The organism is Legionella genomosp. 1, from assembly GCF_900640215.1.
Classification (GTDB): domain Bacteria; phylum Pseudomonadota; class Gammaproteobacteria; order Legionellales; family Legionellaceae; genus Legionella_C; species Legionella_C quinlivanii_A.
The window spans coordinates 17,256-39,651 of sequence record NZ_CAAAJH010000012.1 but is presented as its reverse complement, the minus strand read 5'-3'; the positions used below and the strand labels follow the sequence as shown (position 1 = coordinate 39,651).

The following is a 22,396-nucleotide window of genomic DNA, read 5'->3' as shown; positions in this document are numbered from 1 at the left end:
ATGACATATCCTAACCATGCACATCCCATGCTGGAACCTTTGAATTATGATTTAGATCCAGAAACTGCAAGCAGCTTCCTGGATGGAAATCATTTGAAAGTCTATGAGCTGTTATGGCGGGCAGCAATCGCTACAAATCTTGAGGGACCAGTTACCCGCGCCCACCAATTGAGAACAATAGTAAGTGATAAGTTATCTCTATGTTTAAAATGGCAAGAGTTATTAGAGCCTGGATGGAGTAATGTAATTTCAACAGATTTTTCTGGCGTATACTTTGGAGCGACATCATATCTTAGTTATGAAGATATGCCGTTTGCAATTCCGAAATATAATAAAAATTGTTTGTTTTCCAGCTCAAAAATTCAACATATAGTTTTTACCATTTCTGAAGATGCCAACATAACAGTGCAGGTAAAAACGCCACCTCAGAAATATCTAACATACTCTTCATTGCTTGATAGTATGGTAGCGTATAAAGTAGCTAGGCCATCTACATACGCCAAAGCCTTAAACTCGGTAGTAAAAAATGAGTTGTTATTGAAAGATGGGAGCTTCTTATATCTAGCTTCAAATGGAGCGGCGGTATATGAAAAAATTTCGAGTCTCCCAGACAAAGAACAGTTAAATTGTAATTTCTCTTATGAAGTAGAAACAGCAATAGAAAAGATTGAGCAGAATTCGAATGAGGCAGGTAATTTACTTAATCAATTTTGTCAGCAGCTTTTTAAATGTGATACTGGATTAGCAAAATGGATTGATGACCTCGAAATTGATGGTCAAATATTAGTAAATTCTGATGCGAATAGTAGCTTAGCTGTTCCAACAAAGGGGCAAGATACTCGAGAAGCAAAAGAGTTGGATGAAGCTGGGGCATCTCCATTAGATTGTATTGTTGATAAAGTCCAAAATTTTTCGAAAATTAATTGGTATGAGCATGCATGGAATGATTATTCGTTCGCTAGTAATATATTAGAAAAATCTTTTTCTGGACGATTAAAGGCACGAAAAGCACGTCGATTAGATACTTCACAGGAGCGGATATTTGAAGAACATTTGAATGATTTTGTCAGTATTGTACACATTGGTCTTTGTGGTTCTATCCCTATGATGGACATGTTTAAATCCGCTGAGTTTTACGTTTTGACAGATAGAACGCAAGGGTTAGGATATCTAGAAACCCTTAAGTTGGTTTACCACAAAGATATTAAAGTTATTTATGAAGTAAGTTTTGAAGAAATAAAAAAAGCTCTAATTAATGGATTATTTGAAACTGAGTTTCATCATATGCGATTGGAATGTGGTGTTGATAATTTTTTAGAAGTTGAATTTGAGTAACTCGCAATCCATTTTGAGGCGTACTATAAATTAATTTAATCAGTTTGGATAACAAATGGCAGTTATAGATGTTGTAAAAAGTATTTTTCGCAGCCTTAGTAATAAAAAATATGATATGAAGCGTCCTCCTCCCAATAAGCGTAAAACCATAGTTGAGAATGTTTTATCCATTGTATTAAATGATCCCAAACTTTCAGAACCGGCTTATATTTGTGGCTTGAGTAATGAAAAACAAACAGAAATGTTTGGGAATACTTTTCCATTGCAGTATATATGGAATGAATATTTGACTTCAGAGGGGCATCTTGGGTATAAATTTAGCATTAATGGAAGTGTCATTGGGTACATACTGGAACGATTTATTCCAAGACACGATCCAAATTTCAACAATATTAGAGATGAAATCATACATTTAATGTATTCAATGGGCAAAGAAGTAACCCAAAAAATTATTATAGCTACTCAAGCAAGGCCAAGCCAATCATATAAACAATATGATTTTTTAGTACTTGCTGAATCACATCATTTAACTTCAAATATCATAGGTTATGATGGAGGATTTGTTACAAGAGAGTTGGTCGAGGAAGCAATCGATTTTATGATAAGCCTTGAGCCAATAGACTATGTCGCACCTGATGCTGATGAGGAGTATAAATCAAATACCGAACTATATCGGAATGAAATAATTAAGGCAGAACAGATTTTTAAAAAATTTGCTGAGCAAATTACACCTTTGACCTTGGAAAATATGCAGAAAATATTTTATTCCATTACAAAATCAGAAAAATATTATTCGTCGGAAATTTATCGTTCTGTAGCCTACAGTTGTTTGGAAAGTAGCTGGAACAATGTCGGGCCATGGCGAAGCTAAGTCGAGTCTACTACATATAATCAAATGGTGACAGATCTCCCAGAGATTCATGCGGTCTTTCTTCGTTATATTCTTTCATCCATTTCCTAGTTATTTCCCGAACTTCATTGAGATTTCTGAACAAATAAAAATCCAGTATTTCATTGCGATAAGTTCGATTAAACCGTTCAATAAATGAATTTTGAGTAGGTTTTCCGGGTTGAATAAACTCAAGAGTAACTCCGTGTTTTTCAGCCCAGTCAGCCAATACCAGAGAGATAAACTCAGGCCCATTATCAAGCCGCAGTTTTGCCGGATATCCTCGACTGGCAGCAATGCTGTCAAGCACCCGGGTAACCCGTCGGGCAGGCAGGCTCAGATCCACTTCAATGGCCAGTGCTTCCCGGTTGAAATCATCAACCACATTAAATGTCCTGAATCGTCTGCCACAGTTCAATGCGTCGCTCATAAAAATCAGCAGACCAAGTATGGTTAACTGTAGCGGAAACCGCAAGAGGCTCCGGGTTGCGTGTAGGCAATCTCTGCTTTCCTTTACGGCGGATATTCAACTGCAATTCACAGTACCCGGTAAACCCTTTTGTGATTCCATGTAAACCCGCCTGCCTCAGTTTGACAAACACTTTCCTGAAGCCATAACGCGGATAGCGTTCGGTAACTTCCATCAGCTCTTTAATCACCGTCTCATCCTTATTTACTGCCGGCTGATAATAGTAACCTGTGCGACTCAGGCTTAAAGCGGCACAGCTCTGTCTAAGACTCATGCCGTATTCATTTACTAGATAATCAGCCATTTCCCTTTTCTCTGCCGGCTTTAAAGCTTTTTTTCTATCACATCCTTCAACGCACGGTTTTCCAGCGACAAATCAGCGAACATCCGTTTCAGCTTTGCATTTTCTTCCTCAAGTTGCTTCATTCGTTTAATATCTGAGGCCTCCATCCCGCCATATTTAGCTTTCCAGTTGTAATAGGTGGCCAAAACCAATAAGAAATGATCCAACAGCGGCGCTAACAAAAAGATTATATTTGCTAGTGAGATCAACAATAACAACTTGAAATAGAACAATCAGCAGAGTGTTAATCAAAAAGAGACTGCTGAGTCCCTGTTCATCAAGTTGATATTTATTGCGCATGTATATAGGGTAATTCACCCATAACTGGGAAAATGTTAATGTTGCTAGTAATAGTAACAGGTACATCCAGAAACCCTTTGTTTTCGAAAAAGAGGGGAAGAGTCAACAATTTCTGCTGCTTTGCTTTTAGTACAGTACTGTTATTCTGCACCACATTTAATTCTCCATTGTTCGTTTTCAATAACAACAATATAATCGCGGAAAGCAGAAATGCTGTACCATTGAATATGAATAAAATTTGATAACTCAATTTGGCTAAAATACCGCCGATAACAACAGCGATACCCATTCCCAGGTTAGCCATCATAAAACGTAGGCTATTCACTCTAGCTCTCTGATCTTCTTTGCATTGCTTCATTAACCAAATACGATTAGCTGGAATAAATGACGAGTTCGCAGCGCCCATAAGACTAGTCACACATAGTAAGGAATAAAAATCTTTGCAAAGAAGTATTGACATCAAAGCAATCGAATTTAATATTAACGAGCAAATGGAAACGGTTTTTGTTGTATATTTTTCACATAAGCGACCACTAAGATATGCACCGAATATTGCCCCAACGCTAAATAAACTGATTAGCTCACTTACTTCCGTAATACTGAGTCCCAAATCTGAAACGAAATAAAGAGATAGGAACAACATTGACATTGTGCCAAATGAATTCACAAAAACGGCAACCATACCCCACCATACGGGCATTGATAACTTGCCGCCACTGCTACCACGATATATTTTGGTTATATTGCTAATCCAGTTCATACTCAAAATCCGATAATCCACATGATTAGATAGAGGGCCGTACAGGCTTTGCCAGCAACAGGTGATAAAATTTAGGTTTTACCTAAAAAATTTATAGCAATTTGACCCATGCCTAATGTTCTACCATATCCCATTTCAATATTAGGCATAAAGTATAGTGTTCATCAGTGGTGTTCTTTATCCAATATTTTGACTATTAAACCGCTTTATTAGCATGCATGGTCCTAAATGAGTACATATCAAATAACTGTAAGCAGGTATAATGACTCAATGTCTTCCAACGAAAGAAAGTAAGCGTAGGTCAGGGGCTTCGCCAATAACCCTCAATCTAAGGACGAAAAGCCCGACCTACACTTGCTAATTTCACTCATAAGCACATGATGTTTTGGCAGAAGGGACAATGATTATTTTGCAAATATCTCAAAATGAGATATAATTTAATCTAACGAGGATATGTATTTGCTATGCATATAATAACTAGAAGAAGAATTACAGAGGCAAAGGCTTTGTTTCCTCAATGTGCATCTGCTCTTGCAGGGTGGTTGAAGGTTATCGAAGAGAATGACTTTAAAAATTTTGCTGAGTTAAAGGCTGCTTTTAACATCATTGATAAAGTGGGTGATTTGTATGTTTTTGATATAGGGGGTAATAAACTCCGTTTAATAACAAGCATCCATTTTAATCGACAAAAATTGTATATACGTCATATCTTGACCCATCAAGAATATGACAAAAATAAGTGGAAGGAGTGAAATATGACTGCTTTAGCACACAATCATTATTTAGAAGAGACAATCCAGCATTGGAAACATATCTCTCCCGTTATTCATGTTCCTCAAAATGACGATGAGTATGAGAAGCTTGCCAGTATGCTCGATCAATTATTGGATATCGTTGGTGACAATGAATCTCATGAGTTAATTGGGTTAGTTGATGTAATCAGCCATATGATAACTCAGTATGATGAAAACCATGATGAACAGCTTCAAAAAGGAAGCGGTATTGATGCATTAAAATTTCTCATGGAACAGCACGGTTTAGATCAAAATGCTCTTAAAAATGAAATTGGAAGTCAGGGGGTCGTTTCTGAAATATTAAACGGTAAACGACAGCTCAATCTTTCTCATATCAAGAAATTAGCAGCGCGATTTCATGTTACACCAGCTACTTTTATTGATTAATTTTAAAGCTATATTGTTTTAGATAAATGCCTCATGTAAAAAAGCTCAAAAATGTTGGCATGAACAGGCAAAAAGTGATTATTTTATTAAGAGGCTATCCGATAAATGCCTGGCTTCGCCAGCCAGACGCAGATCTGTTTTTTTAAACAGGTTCAGGCTGTGGTTTTTTCCATTCCCTCGCCCCCCCCCGTGATGGTCCAGAAAAATACCCCCTGTTGTTGATGTGTTCCTGTATTTCAGGTGTGGGGATTCAACCTGTATTGCAGGTTAAACGCCATTTATGGATTCTCCCGTTCAGGATCTATCCCGGCCGCAATCGATGCACCATGACATTGATGGAGGCAATCTTCACCCATGCCTCCGCACTGGATTCATAATATTCATAGTCCTTGCTGAGTGGTCTCTGCCAGTTAAACCAGCCAAAGGTACGTTCCACAATCCATCGCCATTTCACAATCTGGAATCTTTTTCTCGGGCGTCTGACAATTTCCAGCACACACTGAAAGAGGGATAAAAACCATTCCTTCAATGGATTGCCACTGTATCCTCCATCAGCCCATACCTTCAGAATGCCTGGAAAGCAGACTGACAGACGCCGCATCAACAGTTTTGCCCCACTGCTTTCATCAATTCCTGCAGAATGTACCACCACGGCCAGTACAAGACCCAGTACATCCACAGCCAGATGGCGTTTCCATCCCTTGATTTGCTTTGCCCCATCATAGCCAATCTGCTCTGCTACTGAAGCCTTTTTTACAGATTGACTGTCAATGACTGCCGCAGAGGGAAGTCTGTTGCGACCGGCTTTTTCCCGGATATTTTTCACGCAGTACCCTGGATATTTCATCCAGCGTTCCGCCATCCCTCCATGCACTGAAATAGTCATGAACCGTTGAGCGGGGAGGAAAATCCCCTGGCAGCATGGACCACTGGCAACCTGTTCTGGAAATATAAAGCAGGGCATTAACTACCTCACGCAGACTAGTTTCCCGTGGACGACCCCTGTCATTTTCTGCAGGATGGTGCGGGCTTATCAAAGCCCATTGGCCGCCTGTCAAATCACTGGCGTAGCGCTTTCTTTGCATCTGAATTGCCGGACTGAATCAAATTTCAGCAATTATGTGATAATATGCGCCTTATTGAGGTTCTCAAACAGACCTCTTGCAAGAATGAGGGATTTTCCGGATAGCCTCTTATGATTTAATTAAAAAGCCTATCGATAAGGATGATTCTTGGTATAAAAAATTGTGGAATATTAATCTTCCTGATGTGGCTGATGGACACGCTCTTTTAATTTTGAAAGATGATAAATTTTCCCTAGAGACCTATTCTAGCGGAATTAAATTCAGTAATTAAATACTCCATATGCAGATATATAAAAATATCTGGGGCCAAGGGGACAAGTGGGGCATCCGCATTATTACTGGACTAGTTCTGTCCCCACCTGCCTTTTCAATATTGGGACTTGGGGGGCGCGTATCATTCTCGAACTTAATTTTTAATTTTGTCACGCTTTATAATATAGTTCGTGACAAAAGGTGAGTAATATATATTATGACAGCGACTGCGAATCAAAGCATGCTACTTATAACTATTATTGTTGATTAAAGACCAAAAGCTTATTTTCCTAGCGTGTTGCGATCTTAATTGACTAAGAAAATCAGCATGAGTAGGGTAACCTCTCCAGTCAGATATATTCGCTGCAAATTCTGAGGCTAATTTTAAGTCACTTGCTGCATATTTGTATGACTTGGATCGTGCTGCTGACAATGTGTCTTCAACAAGTTTTCTTCTTAATAACGTTGCGATTAAGCTTTTGCCTTGTTTATTCAGCTCGGTTGATAATTTTCGGTAAATCGAGTAATCATTACCATTGATTTCCTCTTCCCGGGCAAAATACAATTGCTCAATAGCATCAAATTCTTGTATGTCTTGTAAGAATTTGAATGCACTGGCAAGGTTTGGGCTATCTTTTGCGATTTGTAAAGATTCTTCAATTGCAAGTTCTTTTTCATTATCATTGGCCAGTTTCAGGTACTCGAAATAGGTTTCAACTGCTAAATTTTTCTTGAAGTTATTCCAGAGTACGTTTTTTGCCTGTTGTACATCGCCTTCAAGCATATAGGCTTCTATAAGTAGATTATCACGCTTGTATGACTCAAAACTGTTGTCACTTATTTGTTTCAGCCAAGATATGGCTTCCTCACTTCTAAATGCGGCATTCAATCGTTTAGCAATATTGCAGATGTCCTTCTCATCGACTCTTTCCAGTTTTATAAGCTCAATATAACGATCCACGTCTTGCAGTTTATCAGCAATTTTTTTATGTATGCTGATGACTCGATGGTTATGCATATAGGCGTCAAAATCCCAACTGGAATGATCACGATTTAATTCTGGTGTGGTATCGGGTGATTTTATATCTGGTAATGTCGTTTCTAATGCTTTTATTACTGGCTCTGTTAAACACAGCTTCAAGCAATCGACTATTGCCCCTCGATTGCCATAGGCATCATTAAAGTAAATAGATAAAATGTAATCAGCAATTGCTTGTGGTACTTCGCTTGAATAGCTAAAAGCCTTGTCTAATACCTCAAATACATCCAGGTAAAAGTTCCCTAGACAGCCATTAGAGTCATCTATTCGCTCAAATAGCTTTTCATCTATTTCAATAAATCGTTTGCATAGTTTAATTGCTAAATCGGGGGCTTGTGTTGCCAGGTAGTCATTAACCTTAGTTAAAATTGAATCTAGATGAGTTGTAAATGCGTTCGCCTCATAATAAGAAATAAATCGTTTCCCGTTTTTTATACTGGTGATGCCCTTGTTTAAGGTTTTATATATTTCATTGGGATCATGGGCTGCTGCAAACGTTGTTACAAGTTTTCTGGTTTCGCTGTTTTCATTGGCAATATTAACGATGATCTCAATAAGCGCTTCTTTGCTCAGGTTATTTAATTTTTCATTGATGGCTTTCGACATATGTTTCTCATGAAGTGCAAAATTCGCGCTAATTCTATAGTGGCAAAGAGTATCCTGGAATAAGCTGTTTGATATTTATCTAGCAAGTGGTTAATCAAGCAGTGAGGGAGGGGGCGTATTCCTCTTGATTCGAAATGTCATAGTGATTTGACGAAAATGCTTATTGTTTAGTATAATTAACTTACTACTTCCCCTAGGACTTCTCTCCTAGGGCGCAGAGCCTCTTCGGAGGCTCTTGTTTTTTCTGGCCTTCAAAAATGAATAAAAAACGCACTACTATATATGTTGATGGATTTAATTTGTATTATGGGTGCCTAAAAAATAGTCCTTATAAGTGGTTAGATCTAAAATCCCTTTTCTCTAATTTATTAGACTCATCGCATGAAATTGTTAAGATAAAATATTACACTGCCCATATTTCCAGTCGCTCAGGTAAAAATGACTCAATGTTGAGGCAAAAGTATTATCTTCAAGCAATACAAAAATATATTCCTGAACTTGAAATTTATTATGGACATTATTTAACACATTAAATTATTGCAAAAGTGGTAAAACCACCCCCTGATTTTATAAAAGTCTATAAAACAGAAGAAAAAGGATCTGATGTTAATTTAGCTTACATGTTCTAAATGACGCATGGTTGAATGAATATGATTGCGCGGTTGTTGTTTCAAATGACAGCGATCTAGCGGAATCACTGCGTTTAGTTAAGAGCCAAAATAATAAGACAATAGGTCTAATATTTCCAAATACAAGCAGCAAACGGAAACCTTCTCGAGAACTATCTCAATATGCAAACTTTATTAAGCATATTCGTACTAATGTTTTAAGTAAGTCGTTACTTCCAGAAAACATCCCAGGGACAGGTATTCAATAAACCTACGGAATGGTAATAAGGATAGATTTGTTACCTATAGTTAACAAAATGTTCATGTTAAGAAAACTTAGAATTTTAACATGATTTACTTTTCATGTTAAAGAAATCGAATTTTCTTAACATGGGCAAAGCACATTTCTTCACTTAAATAATAATACCAAAGAGCGATCGTTAATTCGCGATTCGCGAATTGCGAATTTGTGCTATACTCTATCTAGAGAAGTCACATTGGAACGATACATGTTAAAGCCACAAGACATCGTGATACTTTTAAAAATATTAGCTAGTGAGCATCCGGATCAATTACTTCAAAAAGATTTGGCAACCTATCTTTGTATGAGTGCATCTGAAGTTCATGAAGGGATGAAGCGTTTGGATTTATCTGGATTGATTGCACCTGTATATCGTAAATCTGAAAATTCCAATTCAAGTAAAGTCATTCGGATGCCCATACACGCTGCTTGTGAGGAGTGCTTAATTTATGGGGTAAAATACTTCTTCCCAGTGCAACTAGGATCGTATACAAGGGGTATCCCTACAAGTTATGCAGCTCCCTTATTTAAACAACATATTGTGTTAGGAGATGATCCTATACCAGTATGGCCTTATGCTGAGGGCGATCATCGAGGGTTAGCTTTGGAACCATTATATCGATCCGTGCCTGAGGCCTTAGCGAAACATCCAGATCAAACCTTTTACGAACTACTGGTTCTCATTGATTCAATTCGCTCAGGTCGAGCAAGAGAGCGCAAAATAGCAATAGAGTTATTAAGGGAGTTTTATGCATCAAAGAAACGAAAGAGCGACATCAAATTTAAGAATGCTGGAGTTGGTTGCGAGGAAACTCGGGGAATTGAACGATGAAGTTGTCTATCTTGGTGGCTGCACCACGGCTTTGTTTATCAATGATCCATTGTCATTAGATGTTCGCACAACATTGGATGTTGACTGCATCATCGATGTTTTGTCGTTAGGCCAGTATTATAAGTTTGAGGAAAAACTAAAAGAGAAAGGGTTTTATCGTTCGATGCAAGATGAGATCACTTGTCGTTGGCATCTAGAAAGATTGGGAGTCCTGGATACTCTTTATATTAAAAGCGGTTGAAAGTACTGCAAAGCAGACAACACTTTTAATTAGCGAGATCAGGACATTAATGCAAATTATAAAGTAGACATGGAAGGTATAAGATTCAGCTTGCATTTAGTTTTTATCGACATTAAAATGCCGCAGCTGTAATTATTTTTAAGGATTACTTATGGAAAATGTATTTTTGAAGCATGGAATAAATGTTAATTTGGTAAGACCTCGCGCAGTTATTGAAAGTGACATCAGGTTAATTGAAGAAAATGCATCGGCAATAAGCAAAAAGGCTATGGAGCTGACTGATTCATGGGCTGGTGTGATGTTCGTCTTAAGCCAAGAAGTAGTTGAGAAAGTTGCTACTGCTGTGGGCTTTGATATAAGAATTGCAAAAAATATCCACAAAGAAATTAAGAAATTGAAGTATGCCACGACAGAGAGCCAGACAACTTTTAATGAGCCTCTTGCGACTTGGCATGCCATTGATGCGACTTTGCTTGCTTTGAGAGGAGCAACCAATCTTGATCACGCGCTGTCCGATTTTTCTAACGAGAATATACAAAGCATATTAGATGCACATCAAGATGTTTTTCAACGTATTAGGGAAGCGCTACCCGAATATACAGCTCAGATGAATTTTAATCCAGAAACAGCATCTGCTGTTTTGCGATCATTTGGAGCTGATATTTCTCCAGATATGCTTTATGCTCTTGCATCAAAATATGGAACTTCTTCATGTGTTGATTTGGAAGGTCGAAGAGGTGTCTCATCTGACTTTATTCGATGTGTTACATTAACTTTAGCTTATGCTTTAAGTTAATTTTGAGTCTTGGACAGGTTTTAACAACCTGCTCAAACTTAATTTTATTCAAATTTCTTGTCTCAAATAAAAAAATCCTGCTTTATGGCTTTCTTAACAAGATTTAGTGTTTCATTTGCCACTTCATTTGCGTTGATTGTTCCCTGTTGTAAAATGCGTAGAATTTCTTTTGGATGATCAGCATACTCTTGTCGTCGTTGTCGCATAGGTTGTAATATTTGTTCAATGGAGTCGATTAGTTTTCTTTTGCATTCAACGTCACCTATTGTACCGGCTTGATATTTTTGTTTAGCTTCTTCAACCCAGTCTTTATCTAGTGTAAATGCGTCATGAAAAATCCACAGAGGGTTATTCTCAATAGTGCCTTTGTCCGTAGCGCTTAACCGATTCGGATCAGTGTACATGCCCATGATTTTCTTTTGTACAGTCTTGCTGTCATCTGATAATAAGATGGCATTATTAAGCGATTTACTCATTTTTAATAAACGCCCCTCATCATTAGGTCCACCAGTACCCACTAATTTTTTTACCCTTCCAAGTTTCGCATTTACAATCGGTAACAATCCCCCTAGTGCTAAATTTTCATCGTCAGTCGCATGAGAGTCCACACCACAATAGAGTTGGTTGAACCGTCTAGCAACTTCACGGGTCATTTCAAGATGAGCAATTTGGTCTTCCCCAACAGGAACAATTTCAGGACGAAACGCCAATATATCAGCGACTTGTCCCACAGAATATAATGGAAATCCAAAAGAATAACTTTCGCCTAATTGCTTATCTCTGATCTCATCTTTAATCGTTGGATTGCGCATAACTCGAGCAAAAGGAATTAACATACTAAAGAGAAATGTTAACTCGGAAATGGCTGGCACCTCAGATTGTATAAAAATATGGCTTTTGTTAGGATCTATACCCGCAGCTAAGTAATCCAAGGTGATATCCAATACACTTTGCCTTATGTCACTGGGGCGCTCATGTCGAGTTGTGAACGCATGCATATTGGCTAACAAAAAGAAGCAATCATAATCATCTTGCAGTTGCACACGATTTTCTAATGAGCCAACCCAATGACCAAGATGTAACTGTCCTGTCGGAGTGTCGCCTGTTAGTAATATTTTTTTGCTTGCCATTTACTTTACGCCCCCCAGATAAAAAGCACATTATATAAGATTATCACTACGTAAACTATTTATCTGTGCAAAATTCGCTATATCCATCCAATGATTTTTAAACATAATTTTGATAAGACCTTAATGTGTATCAATAATTATATTTGATACATACTTAGCTTAACCTATGATAGCATCCCAACTTTAACGCATAAATTAAGCGGCAACCTCCAGATTACTACAACCTATAACTTTTTAAGAATATGGCTTAAGAGAATTGATTCATGAATGACTTTACTACCCCCGTTACTATCTCACTGAACGAGATTTCTACACAGCAAATTAATAGTCTGAAAGAAAATGGATATTGTTATGTAAAAATAAATCAAGAGGCAGAGTTAAATCTAATACGACTTTTAGATGTTGGACACCGGTTTTTCAATCAAACTGAAAACCTAAAACTACTGTCTGCTTTTACTGATGAAAAATCTGAAGGTTTCCAAAATTGTGAAGAAAAAAATATGGTTCTGCAGCGCTATGCCTATAGAGGTGGCCCATTAACTGAACCATTATTGATTGAACAATCGACTATGGATAACGTAAAAGAACAATTAAAATCTCAAGTAGCTTCTGTTTTAATAAAAAAAATCTTTGAACAAGAGGGCATTAGTAAATACTGCCCGGAGGTATTAAATAATTGTTCACCTACTTTAGTATATAACTTCTATAAGTATTCTCTTTCTGAACCTAAAAATAAATTAGTAGCGCATAAAGACATCACGCTCCTTACAATGATTTTTTCTTCTGAGCCTGGTCTTGAAGTTTATAATAATGGAATGTGGCATAGTATAGTGCCTAAATCAGGTCATATAGTCTTAATAATAGGGAAAATCCTAGAAGTAATTACAGGCGGAGAATATCAATCTGTTTTGCATAGAGTTAGTCCACCTTTGTGTCGAGACCGTTTGTCTGTGTCAGTTTATTTAAAACTTGAACCCCATTTTTCGCTTGTAGATTACAAAAACAATAAATATATAAATCAAAACCAAAATGAATACATTAAAGAAAATCTACAGGACGGGCTTTTACGAGAATAAGAATAGTAAACGTATTAGCTTACCACCAGTAATCGAAACAATCACAGAAGCATAGAACGATTGTGTATATCGATTGGGCAACATGTGTTCAATGATTGAAGTAGTGAATTAGTTTGTTAATTTACTTTAACAAATTGGCCCCATGTTTTGTCTTTGAATTGGATCAAACCAATGCAAAGGCAAATAATTCCCATCCCACCACAAAGCAACCATATACCGTCACCAGACCTGTATTGATACGCCATACTGCCTAATATCGGGCCTGTGACATTAGCGAAAGCATAGACAGCTTGATAAAGTCCCATATGATTGGCTTTATTATCGTCTTTAGCTTTGTTGTACAATAGGGTCTGTAGAATTGGGAACGTTAATATCTCCCCAGTTGTCCAAATAAAACAGGATATTATTGCCAGAAAATATGAGCTACCCATAATAAGTAGGTACATGCCAAAACCAATAAGAAATGCCCCAACAGCGGCGCTAACAAAAAGATTATGTTTGCTAGTGAGATCAACAATAACGACTTGAAATAGAACAATCAGCAGAGTGTTAATCAAAAAAATACTGCTGAATCCCTGTTCATCAAGGTGATATTTATTGCGCATGTATATAGGATAATTCACCCATAACTGGGAAAATGTTAATGTTGCTAATAATAGTAACAGGTAAATCCAGAAAAACCCTTTGTTTTCGAAAAAGAGGGGAATAGTCAACAATTTCTTATTTGCTTTTAGTACAGAGTTGTTATTCTGCACCACATTTAATTCCCCATTATTCGTTTTCAATAACAACAATATAATCGCGGAAAGCAGGAATGCTGTACCATTGAATATGAATAAAATTTGATAACTCAATTTGGCTAAAATACCTCCAATAACAACAGCGATACCCAGTCCTAGATTGGCCATCATAAAACGAAGACTATTCACCCTAGCTCTCTGCTTTTCTTTGCATTGCTTCATTAACCAAATACGATTAGCTGGAATAAATGATGAGTTTGCAGCACCCATAACACTTGTCACACATAGTAAAAAATAAAATTTTTCTCAAAGTAGTATTGACATCAAAGCAATAGAATTCAATATTAACGAGCAACTGGAAACAGTTTTTGACGAATATTTTTCGCATAACCGACCACTAAGATAAGCACCGAATATTGCCCCAACGCTATATAAACTGATTAACTCATTTGCTTCTGAAACACTGAGACTCAACTCTGTAACAAAATAAAGAGATAGGAACAACATTGCCATTGTACCAAATGAATTCACAAAAACGGCAGCCATACCCCACCATACGGGCATTGATAACTTGCCGCCACTGCTACCACGATATATTTTGGTTATATTGCTAATCCAGTTCATACTTAAAATCCGATAATCCAAATGACTAGATAGAGGGGCGTACTGGTTTTGCCAGCAACAGTTGATGAAATGCTGGCTTTACCTAAAAAATTTATAGCAATCTACCCCACGCCTAATGTTCTACTATATCCCATTTCAATATTAGGCATAAAGTATAGTGTTTATCAGTGGTGTTCGTTATCTTTATCTCTAAACATTATCGCAATTTAGTGTTTTAAAAATATGCTCATTGGTATATTCATCGTATTTGTAAACAGAAATCATATTTTTGTCTAAATAATTAAACAGCTCATATGCTCTTGCTTCTTTGCATATATATGTAGATTGATAAACAGGATAATAATCTGCCATAAGTGCAATGTTGCGAATTGTAGCCTTATGGTTAATTAAGCCTACTAGAGGGTACACCAGTATAACAGAAACAGCCAAAGTGGTTGCTCCAAATCCTATATGAAAGAGTTTATCTCGACATTCTTTAGATTTTTCCTTCTCATAAAAAGGAAATAACCTTACCAAAGGTGGTATTAGCATTACTAAAAGAAACATTGCATTACAAAAAAAAATTGTTAAATTAGCGATTAGAAATAACCCTATCGGTAATTGTATAAATGTAGAGATAAGAGACGTTGTATGGGGTAGATACTGCGGATTATATCCTAGTGCCTCATAGATTAAGTCTTTTGTATAAACAGTTGATATTTGATAATTTATAAGGCAGAAGATAGAGTAACAGCCAATTAAGTACATATTTTTATTTCGTATTAAGCCGCTAACATACGCTATTGCAAATAATGCACTACTAATCATTGCTGGTATAAAAATCGCAGACAATATTATCAGTACTATCAAGGGATGTAGTGCTACTAATGTAAATTTGCTAAAAACAAATAATGCAAAAACAAAGAGTACAAGAATTAAAGTTGTGACTTTGTGTATTTGATTCACATGCTCAAGCATTCAATATTTTCCTCACTAGTCTCAATCAAGAAATGAAAATGGTATTGCCCAAAGATTATCCCCAAATGACAGGCATTTATCTCCGCTATATAGAACTATACCGCTTACCCAATTTTTATCAGCTAAACTAGCCAGTTTTCTCAAACCACGGAAATCTTGATTAAGAATAGTTTGACTTGCTTTAACTTCAATACCAATAATCTTGCGTGCATGATTTTCAAGAATAAAATCCACTTCCACTTGGTCTTTGTCCCTATAATAATAAATATTCCAAGGCTCATTTGCTAGAGTGCACATTTTCAGTAATTCGCTATATACCCAAGTTTCTAGTAAAGCTCCAAAAGAAGATTTATCTTGTTCAATGCTTTCGATGGTAACTCTGTTCAGACATGCTAAAAGACCACTATCAATAAAATGAATTTTTGGTGTTTTAACTATCCTGCTTAAGGTATTGTCATGCCAAGGTCTTAATTGATGCACTAAAAATAGTGTTTCCAGTAACCCGACATACTTCTGCGCTGTTTTGGTATCTAAATTTAATTGCCCACCAATTTGAGTAAAATTGGTTAATTTTCCTGATTGTTGAGCCAATACCTCCAGTAATCGCGGCATTTCCACTAATTTTTCTATTGATGAGATATCTTTTACGTCTCGTTCTACTATTGCTTTGATATAAGATTTAGCCCAAGCATTTCGTCTTTCAAAAGTTGGTCTCGTTAACATTTCGGGATATCCACCTGTCAGAGCTTGTGAAATAATGTCTGATTGCTCTGAAAGTGTTGCTTGATTTGGCCAGGATTGATCTAAGGCATATTTTATAAAGTGATTTTCTCTACGTTGGATTTCAGCCAGAGAAAGTGGGAATAAGGTTAATATTTCCATTCGACCAGCCAAGCTATCTCCAATTTGAGGTAATGCGAGTAAATTGGCTGATCCAGTTAATAAAAAGCGGCCGGGCTGTCTATTTTCGTCAATTGAACGTTTTATCGCACGTAGTAATTCTGGAGCGCGTTGAATTTCATCTATGATTGCTGTATCGATTCGATTAACAAAGCCTACAGGATCTTGTTTTACTGCATTAAGGATATTGTCATCATCCAATGTGTAGTAGGGTAAGGGCGGTGAGTATTCTTTGACTAAAGTAGTCTTTCCTGATTGCCGAGGCCCGTTTATTAAAACAACGGGTGTATCCTTCATGGCAATTTCCATTCGACTTTTAAGTGGTCTTGGAAAATTATTGTTGTTCATTTTCAATGAGGTATCCTAAATTTCGTCTAATATGGATTATGATTCCGTCCATTATGGATTATAGGTTCGTCCAAAATGGATTATAAGTCCGTCTAATATGGATTATAGGTTCGTCCAAAATGGATTGCAAATACATTTGGTTCAATTAAAAAATACTTGGGGCGAAAGGGACAAGTAGGGCATCCGCGTCATTACTGGGCTAGACACGTCCCCATCTTATTTTTCAACCATGGGACGCATGGGACACCTTCATTTTTAAAGAGATTTTCAGTATCAATCAATATCATTTGATAACACCTCTTTTAATTCGAGCTTTTTTGCTTCACAGAGTTTTAGCAAACCAGCAATACTCTGGTCGAGCTTGAAGTTAAAGCCAGACCTGCTACCCATTCCTAATGGGCAGGAAAGAGTCGCAAGCATCGCTCAACTGTTTAATACGGTGTGCTGTGTTTGTTGAATAATATTAATCAAAGGATTGCATAATGAAAAATACATTAAAAAGTCAGCTCTATGCTGAATGTATTATGAAACGGAAGTATTCATGTCTACACAAAAAACATCTCGGTTACACCTATTAAATGAATTTGAATTAGCCCCCCAATCAGCTCTTTTCAATCAACAAACCATTACCGCGGTTCTTAGTTGTTCTACTCACTTGCTTGAACGTAATCGTTGGGCTGGTGGCTGTGTCCCCTACATCAAAATTGGTCGTAAAGTTCTATATCGCAAAAGCGATGTTCTCGAATATATTCAACAGAAAATTTATAGCTCAACTAGCCAACAAAGCTATTCATAGCACACATCAACTTGTCTGGAAGTAAATATCAGCAAAGGTTGCCTTGTGTCGTCTTTGCAAGCATGTGTTGGAGAATATTATGAGCAACAATCAAATCATCGCTTTTGATGCAAAAGCCAAACAAGCAGACCATCAATCGCAAATAACCTATTGTGACTATGCCGGTGGCAAGTTTCATATAAACAATCAGGGCGTATTTTATTTGGGTATAGATAAAGATGGCAATGAACTTGCACCACGGTGGATTTGCTCGCCACTATACGTAACTGCAAAAACTCGTGATACGCATAATGGTGAATGGGGTCGCTTATTAGAATGGCAAGATGATGATGGTATAACCCACCAATGGGCAATGCCACTAGCCTTATTACAAGGGGATGCCTCAGATGTACGGCGTGAGTTAGTTAGATTAGGTTTAACCATTTCGCCAGGTCATCATGCACGGGATTTATTAACATCTTATGTGCAAGTCTTTCCGGTAGAAGCGCGAGCACGTTGTGTAGATAAGCTAGGTTGGCATAACAAAGTATTTGTTACACCTAAGCATGCTATTGGCCAATCGGAAGAAAAAATCGTTTTTCAAAATACCAATGCCATTGAATCATCATTATCAATATCAGGGAGTGCTGAAGAATGGAAAAACTCTATAGCCAAGCTTGCCATAGGTAATTCAAGACTGGTGTTTGCTATTGCCAGTGCCTTTGCTCCAACCATTGCACGACTTGCTGGTGAAGACTCTGGTGGTTTTCATTTTCGGGGTGCTTCATCTTCTGGCAAAAGTACGGCACTGAATGTGGCTGCATCGGTATGGGGTAAACCTAATTCATATATACGCTTATGGCGTGCCACTGCTAATGGCTTAGAAGGATTGGCGGCAATGCATAACGATGGCTTATTGATTCTTGATGAGCTCAGTCAGCTCGATCCTCGTGAGGCGGGTGAAGCGGCTTATCTCCTTGCAAATGGCCAAGGTAAAAATAGAGCTTCAAAGTTAGGTACGATCAAAGCCGCGAATAAGTGGGCTTTGATATTTCTATCAGCAGGTGAAGAATCTCTTGCTACCTTAATGGCACGAATTGGCAAGCGTTGTAATGCAGGGCAAGAAATTCGCTTAGCGGATATTGAAGCTGATGCTGGTTGCGGCATGGGACTATTTGAAACCTTACATCAACAACTAAGCCCGGCTAGCCTTGCGCTAACGCTGAAGAACTATTCAAGCAAGTATTATGGGGCAGTGGGTGACGCATGGCTACAGCAAGTGGTCACAAACCAAGATGTTCTTGCTCGGTTGCTTAACCAAGGGATTCAGCAGTTTGTCGATACTGTTATTGATTCAGATGTAACCGGTCAAGTCATCCGCGTTGCCAGACGTTTTGCTTTGGTGGGCGCTGCGGGTGAGCTTGCTACACAATTTAATCTGACTGGTTGGCAGAAAGGGGAATCCTACGCCGCGGCAAAGAAATGCTTTAAAGCATGGTTGCTTGCTTTTGGTGATAAGGGTAATCGAGAAGACCGCGCCATTAAAGCGCAGGTAAGGGCATTCTTTGAGCTACATGGTGCCAGCCGGTTTGATAACGCTAACGCTCCTAATAATGAGAAAGTAGTTAATCGAGCAGGCTTTTATAGAACTGATGATGAAGGTTTTCGCCGTTTTATGGTATTGACTGAAGTGTATAAAAATGAGCTTTGTCAGGGCTTTGATCAACGTACAGTAACCAAAATATTATTAGAGTGCGGTTGGTTGATTCCAACCAATGACGGTAAAGCATCCCACAAGCCAAGAATCAAAGGGGTAGGTACGCCACGGTTGTACGTCTTCTCAAATAAAGTATTGGATGCTGAATAGTTAATTATTTAGGCACTTTTTGGGAGGATTTTATGTTTTATACATTGAGCACCGCAGGTGCGAATAAGCTAAGTGAATTAGGTAACCTGCTTGCAGGTTAGCTAACTTCACCTATCTTGCCCTGTATTTTGAAATTTATTTAGGAACCGCAATTTGGTAATTATTCGTAATTGTTCGTTATATAACGATTAGTAACGAAAATAATCAAAAATAAACAGAAATAAATAATAAATTACAGAAAATACCTAAGAAGGGCTTTGACAGTTACTGAAAAGGTCGAAAATAAATAAAAATAAACGATAAAAATCAAAGGATTGAATAACCAGTAATATGGAGAGAGTAGACCATGAAAAAATCCTTAACAGAAAATATAATGACCTCTAAACAGAGTCAACAAAGAACGAGCGCTAGAAAAAATAAAGTGACATTCCTGGCTATGCGCGAAGACATTTCCGAAGCCTTGGAAAAGGGGTGGTCAATTACCATCATATGGGAAACGCTTAGGGATGAGGGGAGCTTTACAGCAACTTACAATACATTTAGGTTATATGTATTGAAATACTTGAATGGTCAAAAGCTCGGATATTCTCCAAAGGATTCTGTTGGAGCTGGAACTAACAGGTCTGTAGAGAATCAATCCAGTAGGAAAAGAGATATCACCATACCCTCATTTACATATAATCCTATCCCCAATATGAAAGATTTATTGTGATCGTTTGGTCTTGTGCTAAAAGAACAGAGCTTTTATTAATATACCGAAACAATTACTTGTCCCTTATGCCCCTTCTTCAATTTATAAGTTGGGGACGCATTTCTTCCTTTGTTTATGAGCGTGTTCTAGTTGTCCCGATTGTCCCGTGTATTTTTTACATGTTTGCAAATAAATTATTATTTTGTTTGGGAATGATAGGTTGGTTTTCCCGATTGCAAGCAAACGGGCTTGCTGATAAATAAAGGCAAGGATGGTGAGTGGTTATTTCACACTCAGTATGGTTAAAATACACCCGCCTACAAAAAGAACCCCAGCCCCATACTGCAAAATTAGGTATGTCATTCTCAAACAACTAAATTTTTTATCTTTTATTCCGCGTATTTTTTCTGCAGCATTTTCTGCAGATATATTGAGAGTGGCCTCAAGAAATCTTTTCTTATCTCTTGAGCTATTGATTGCTGATACAAACTTCATTAATAAAAGAGATATGATGCCCAATACAAATGACCAAGCACCTAAAATTTGCAAATAACCTACCCCATCTTTTGACTGTATAAATCCTATTGTTATAGTGGCTGCAGAAGCGTTAACCAACCATAAATGTTTTTCAAGATCATTTATAGTATACGATTCAAGCTCTCGTGCTTTGTTAAAATAATCATCTAATATTTTTATTAAGTCTGTCATTCCAATCCTTTTTTCATAGTAAACCATACCCTTTACCCCTGTTGGGCCTACACCCAGACTTGCTGTCAAATAAGAACTAATTCATTTTGTTTTAATCCAGAGATTTAACAACTTCAATATCATATATAATCGCATTATTAAGATTGTACAGTGCATGTTTATCTAACTTAAATTTAATCGTTTCTGTAGAGCATCTTCCAAATGGTCCAAAATTATATTTATATTTCAATGTAATAGTTATTAGATGGATTTCTTTTGATGACATTAACTCATCAAAGAGTTTATTAAATCTTAAAGCAACATTAGTTTGTGGAGGAATGTTTATAGTGAACGTAATTTTTTTTCGATATTTATCAAAAAGCGGAATCTCTTTATCCCCCTTTTTAATAAAACCAGAAACTTCTAAATAAGTAGCATTCCTATTACCTGCATTAGTAAGAATTAAATATGGATAAGGATTAGTACCGTTTTGTGAAGAACAAATTACTTCCCTTGAAAAATATGCTTTTTTATTTAAGCTATCCCAACATATTGCAAATAGAACACCCGCCATCCCTGATATAAAGTTTGATAATAGATCCATCTGTAAGTGCCCTAACTTAAAATTTTTTAGATTATTCTAGTTATCCTTTAAAAGTATATGATTTCCAATATTGATAAAAGGTTATTTAGTTATTATTTAATTCAATACAATCGTTCAGGGGACTCATGTATCTGATCTATAGTGAGACATCAAGGTATTTATAAGTGCTTAGAAAAATATTTTTAGTTTCCCTCAGCGCTATTTTTAGTAGGGTTGATTTTATAATAATTTAAATACTGTTGACTAATTTTTTGATGTAAGCTGATATTATCTTCATCATAAGGTAAGCAAAATGACATTTCTTTAGCCCAGTCATAAAATTTATTCATTTCTATTATAAGTTTTTCAGGGTTATAGGTTGTATCAAACCAAGTGTGCCATCTTGTACTAAATGGTTTTTCTCCACTTGAAGAAAATGCTCTAGCCGATTTGTCTACGTAAATACCAAAAGGTGGTGCTTTATTTTCGGAAGAATAAGCTTGAGTCATTGGCAAACCAAAAAGAAGAGAGTTTTTGTATTCCACCGGAATTTTATCTGATTGAATGTTACTCCCATGTCCTAAAGGACCGTAGGCAATACATGCTCTAATGATTGATTGATATAAATGATTATTCTTTTCTCCCTCAGTTATAAAATCATTGGACATGGATTCAAAAACAGTTCTTAAGAAAGATTTTAGACTATTTTGACTTCGAGTAGTTATAAAGGCTCCATCCATAACTGGATAGAGTTTGATTCCGTCAATTTTAGAAGATGATAGGCATAAATGAAACTGACTAATTTTTATAGTACAAGTTGTTGGAGACCTATCCATCAATGATTTTGTACCCATAAGATCTAACCAACACACATATTCATTAGTTAAGTCTGGAAGTTGATTTTTCGGTATATAATATTTAACCATGCTTTTGTCTTTATTTATGATTAGATTAATTAATCTTAGTATAAGAATACTAAAT

General features: G+C 36.9%; 20 protein-coding genes and 3 pseudogenes. 12 read left to right on the top strand and 11 right to left on the bottom strand.

Annotated features, from left to right (window positions below; genetic code table 11):
- On the top strand, window positions 1-1,335 hold the full coding sequence (locus E1O89_RS11420) for a DNA topoisomerase (protein ID WP_133140273.1): 1,335 nt from the start codon (window positions 1-3) through the stop codon (window positions 1,333-1,335).
- A 55-nt stretch (window positions 1,336-1,390) separates the two neighbouring features.
- Window positions 1,391-2,206, top strand: a complete 816-nt coding sequence (locus E1O89_RS11415; RefSeq protein ID WP_133140272.1) for a hypothetical protein — start codon at window positions 1,391-1,393, stop codon at window positions 2,204-2,206.
- A gap of 10 nt (window positions 2,207-2,216) precedes the next feature.
- Here the strand turns inward: E1O89_RS11415 and E1O89_RS11410 are convergent.
- Window positions 2,217-3,179 (bottom strand): annotated as a pseudogene (locus E1O89_RS11410) (IS3 family transposase); the annotation flags it as partial.
- Between the two features lie 146 nt (window positions 3,180-3,325).
- Window positions 3,326-4,096 carry an MFS transporter gene (locus E1O89_RS11405; RefSeq protein ID WP_133140271.1) on the bottom strand — a complete coding sequence of 257 codons (771 nt, stop codon included), beginning with the start codon at window positions 4,094-4,096 and terminating at the stop codon, window positions 3,326-3,328.
- A gap of 464 nt (window positions 4,097-4,560) precedes the next feature.
- Here E1O89_RS11405 and E1O89_RS11400 point away from each other — a divergent pair, with 464 nt between their 5' ends.
- Window positions 4,561-4,848 carry a type II toxin-antitoxin system HigB family toxin gene (locus E1O89_RS11400; RefSeq protein WP_133140270.1) on the top strand — a complete coding sequence of 96 codons (288 nt, stop codon included), beginning with the start codon at window positions 4,561-4,563 and terminating at the stop codon, window positions 4,846-4,848.
- 3 nt (window positions 4,849-4,851) lie between these two features.
- Window positions 4,852-5,277, top strand: a complete 426-nt coding sequence (locus E1O89_RS11395) for a type II toxin-antitoxin system HigA family antitoxin (RefSeq protein WP_133140269.1) — start codon at window positions 4,852-4,854, stop codon at window positions 5,275-5,277.
- A 301-nt stretch (window positions 5,278-5,578) separates the two neighbouring features.
- On the opposite strand, the pseudogene E1O89_RS11390 reads toward E1O89_RS11395, so the two are convergent.
- Both E1O89_RS11390 and E1O89_RS11380 read right to left on the bottom strand, forming a co-directional pair.
- A pseudogene (locus E1O89_RS11390) lies at window positions 5,579-6,362 on the bottom strand (IS5 family transposase).
- Between the two features lie 496 nt (window positions 6,363-6,858).
- Entirely contained in the window at window positions 6,859-8,259 is a 1,401-nt protein-coding gene (locus E1O89_RS11380) for a DUF6880 family protein (protein WP_133140268.1), read from the bottom strand.
- Between the two features lie 257 nt (window positions 8,260-8,516).
- Between E1O89_RS11380 and E1O89_RS15670 the strand changes: the two genes are divergently transcribed.
- The 4 genes from E1O89_RS15670 (at window position 8,517) to E1O89_RS11360 (ending at window position 11,037) form a co-directional block, all read left to right on the top strand.
- Entirely contained in the window at window positions 8,517-8,792 is a 276-nt protein-coding gene (locus E1O89_RS15670) for an NYN domain-containing protein (RefSeq protein WP_262337505.1), read from the top strand.
- A gap of 584 nt (window positions 8,793-9,376) precedes the next feature.
- Window positions 9,377-10,000 (top strand): hypothetical protein, encoded by a 624-nt coding sequence (locus tag E1O89_RS11370; protein ID WP_133140267.1) that lies wholly within the window; start codon window positions 9,377-9,379, stop codon window positions 9,998-10,000.
- On the top strand, window positions 9,990-10,241 hold the full coding sequence (locus tag E1O89_RS11365; protein WP_262337504.1) for a hypothetical protein: 252 nt from the start codon (window positions 9,990-9,992) through the stop codon (window positions 10,239-10,241). Before E1O89_RS11370 ends, E1O89_RS11365 begins: the two co-directional genes overlap by 11 nt.
- A gap of 151 nt (window positions 10,242-10,392) precedes the next feature.
- Window positions 10,393-11,037, top strand: a complete 645-nt coding sequence (locus E1O89_RS11360) for a hypothetical protein (protein ID WP_133140266.1) — start codon at window positions 10,393-10,395, stop codon at window positions 11,035-11,037.
- A 62-nt stretch (window positions 11,038-11,099) separates the two neighbouring features.
- Here E1O89_RS11360 and trpS read toward each other — a convergent pair whose 3' ends face one another.
- Window positions 11,100-12,167, bottom strand: coding sequence for a tryptophan--tRNA ligase (gene trpS, locus E1O89_RS11355; RefSeq protein ID WP_133140265.1), 1,068 nt, complete (start codon window positions 12,165-12,167; stop codon window positions 11,100-11,102).
- Between the two features lie 263 nt (window positions 12,168-12,430).
- On the opposite strand from trpS, the gene E1O89_RS11350 reads away from it, so the two are divergent.
- Window positions 12,431-13,243 (top strand): 2OG-Fe(II) oxygenase family protein, encoded by an 813-nt coding sequence (locus tag E1O89_RS11350; protein ID WP_133140264.1) that lies wholly within the window; start codon window positions 12,431-12,433, stop codon window positions 13,241-13,243.
- Between the two features lie 116 nt (window positions 13,244-13,359).
- On the opposite strand, the pseudogene E1O89_RS11345 reads toward E1O89_RS11350, so the two are convergent.
- The 3 genes and pseudogenes from E1O89_RS11345 to E1O89_RS11330 all read right to left on the bottom strand — a co-directional run bounded on the left by E1O89_RS11345 (window position 13,360) and on the right by E1O89_RS11330 (window position 16,761).
- Window positions 13,360-14,529, bottom strand: a pseudogene (locus E1O89_RS11345) (MFS transporter).
- A 267-nt stretch (window positions 14,530-14,796) separates the two neighbouring features.
- The gene (locus tag E1O89_RS11335; protein ID WP_133140261.1) at window positions 14,797-15,564 is read right to left on the bottom strand and encodes a hypothetical protein; all 768 of its coding nucleotides are present in this window, start codon (window positions 15,562-15,564) and stop codon (window positions 14,797-14,799) included.
- A gap of 21 nt (window positions 15,565-15,585) precedes the next feature.
- Complete coding sequence (locus E1O89_RS11330; protein WP_133140260.1) at window positions 15,586-16,761, bottom strand: ATP-binding protein; 1,176 nt, start codon at window positions 16,759-16,761, stop codon at window positions 15,586-15,588.
- 592 nt (window positions 16,762-17,353) lie between these two features.
- On the opposite strand from E1O89_RS11330, the gene E1O89_RS11325 reads away from it, so the two are divergent.
- The 3 genes from E1O89_RS11325 to E1O89_RS11315 all read left to right on the top strand — a co-directional run bounded on the left by E1O89_RS11325 (window position 17,354) and on the right by E1O89_RS11315 (window position 20,166).
- Window positions 17,354-17,608 (top strand): DNA-binding protein, encoded by a 255-nt coding sequence (locus E1O89_RS11325; RefSeq protein ID WP_133140259.1) that lies wholly within the window; start codon window positions 17,354-17,356, stop codon window positions 17,606-17,608.
- A 79-nt stretch (window positions 17,609-17,687) separates the two neighbouring features.
- On the top strand, window positions 17,688-19,454 hold the full coding sequence (locus E1O89_RS11320) for a DUF927 domain-containing protein (RefSeq protein ID WP_133140258.1): 1,767 nt from the start codon (window positions 17,688-17,690) through the stop codon (window positions 19,452-19,454).
- A 346-nt stretch (window positions 19,455-19,800) separates the two neighbouring features.
- Window positions 19,801-20,166 carry a TraK family protein gene (locus E1O89_RS11315; protein WP_133140257.1) on the top strand — a complete coding sequence of 122 codons (366 nt, stop codon included), beginning with the start codon at window positions 19,801-19,803 and terminating at the stop codon, window positions 20,164-20,166.
- 261 nt (window positions 20,167-20,427) lie between these two features.
- Here the strand turns inward: E1O89_RS11315 and E1O89_RS11310 are convergent, their stop codons facing one another.
- The 3 genes from E1O89_RS11310 to E1O89_RS11300 all read right to left on the bottom strand — a co-directional run bounded on the left by E1O89_RS11310 (window position 20,428) and on the right by E1O89_RS11300 (window position 22,341).
- Window positions 20,428-20,880, bottom strand: coding sequence for a hypothetical protein (locus E1O89_RS11310; protein ID WP_133140256.1), 453 nt, complete (start codon window positions 20,878-20,880; stop codon window positions 20,428-20,430).
- A gap of 64 nt (window positions 20,881-20,944) precedes the next feature.
- Window positions 20,945-21,436, bottom strand: coding sequence for a hypothetical protein (locus E1O89_RS11305; protein WP_133140255.1), 492 nt, complete (start codon window positions 21,434-21,436; stop codon window positions 20,945-20,947).
- Window positions 21,437-21,618: 182 nt separating this feature from the next.
- A complete protein-coding gene (locus tag E1O89_RS11300) occupies window positions 21,619-22,341 on the bottom strand; it encodes a hypothetical protein (RefSeq protein ID WP_133140254.1) in 723 nt (240 codons plus the stop codon).
- Between the last annotated feature and the right edge of the window lie 55 nt (window positions 22,342-22,396).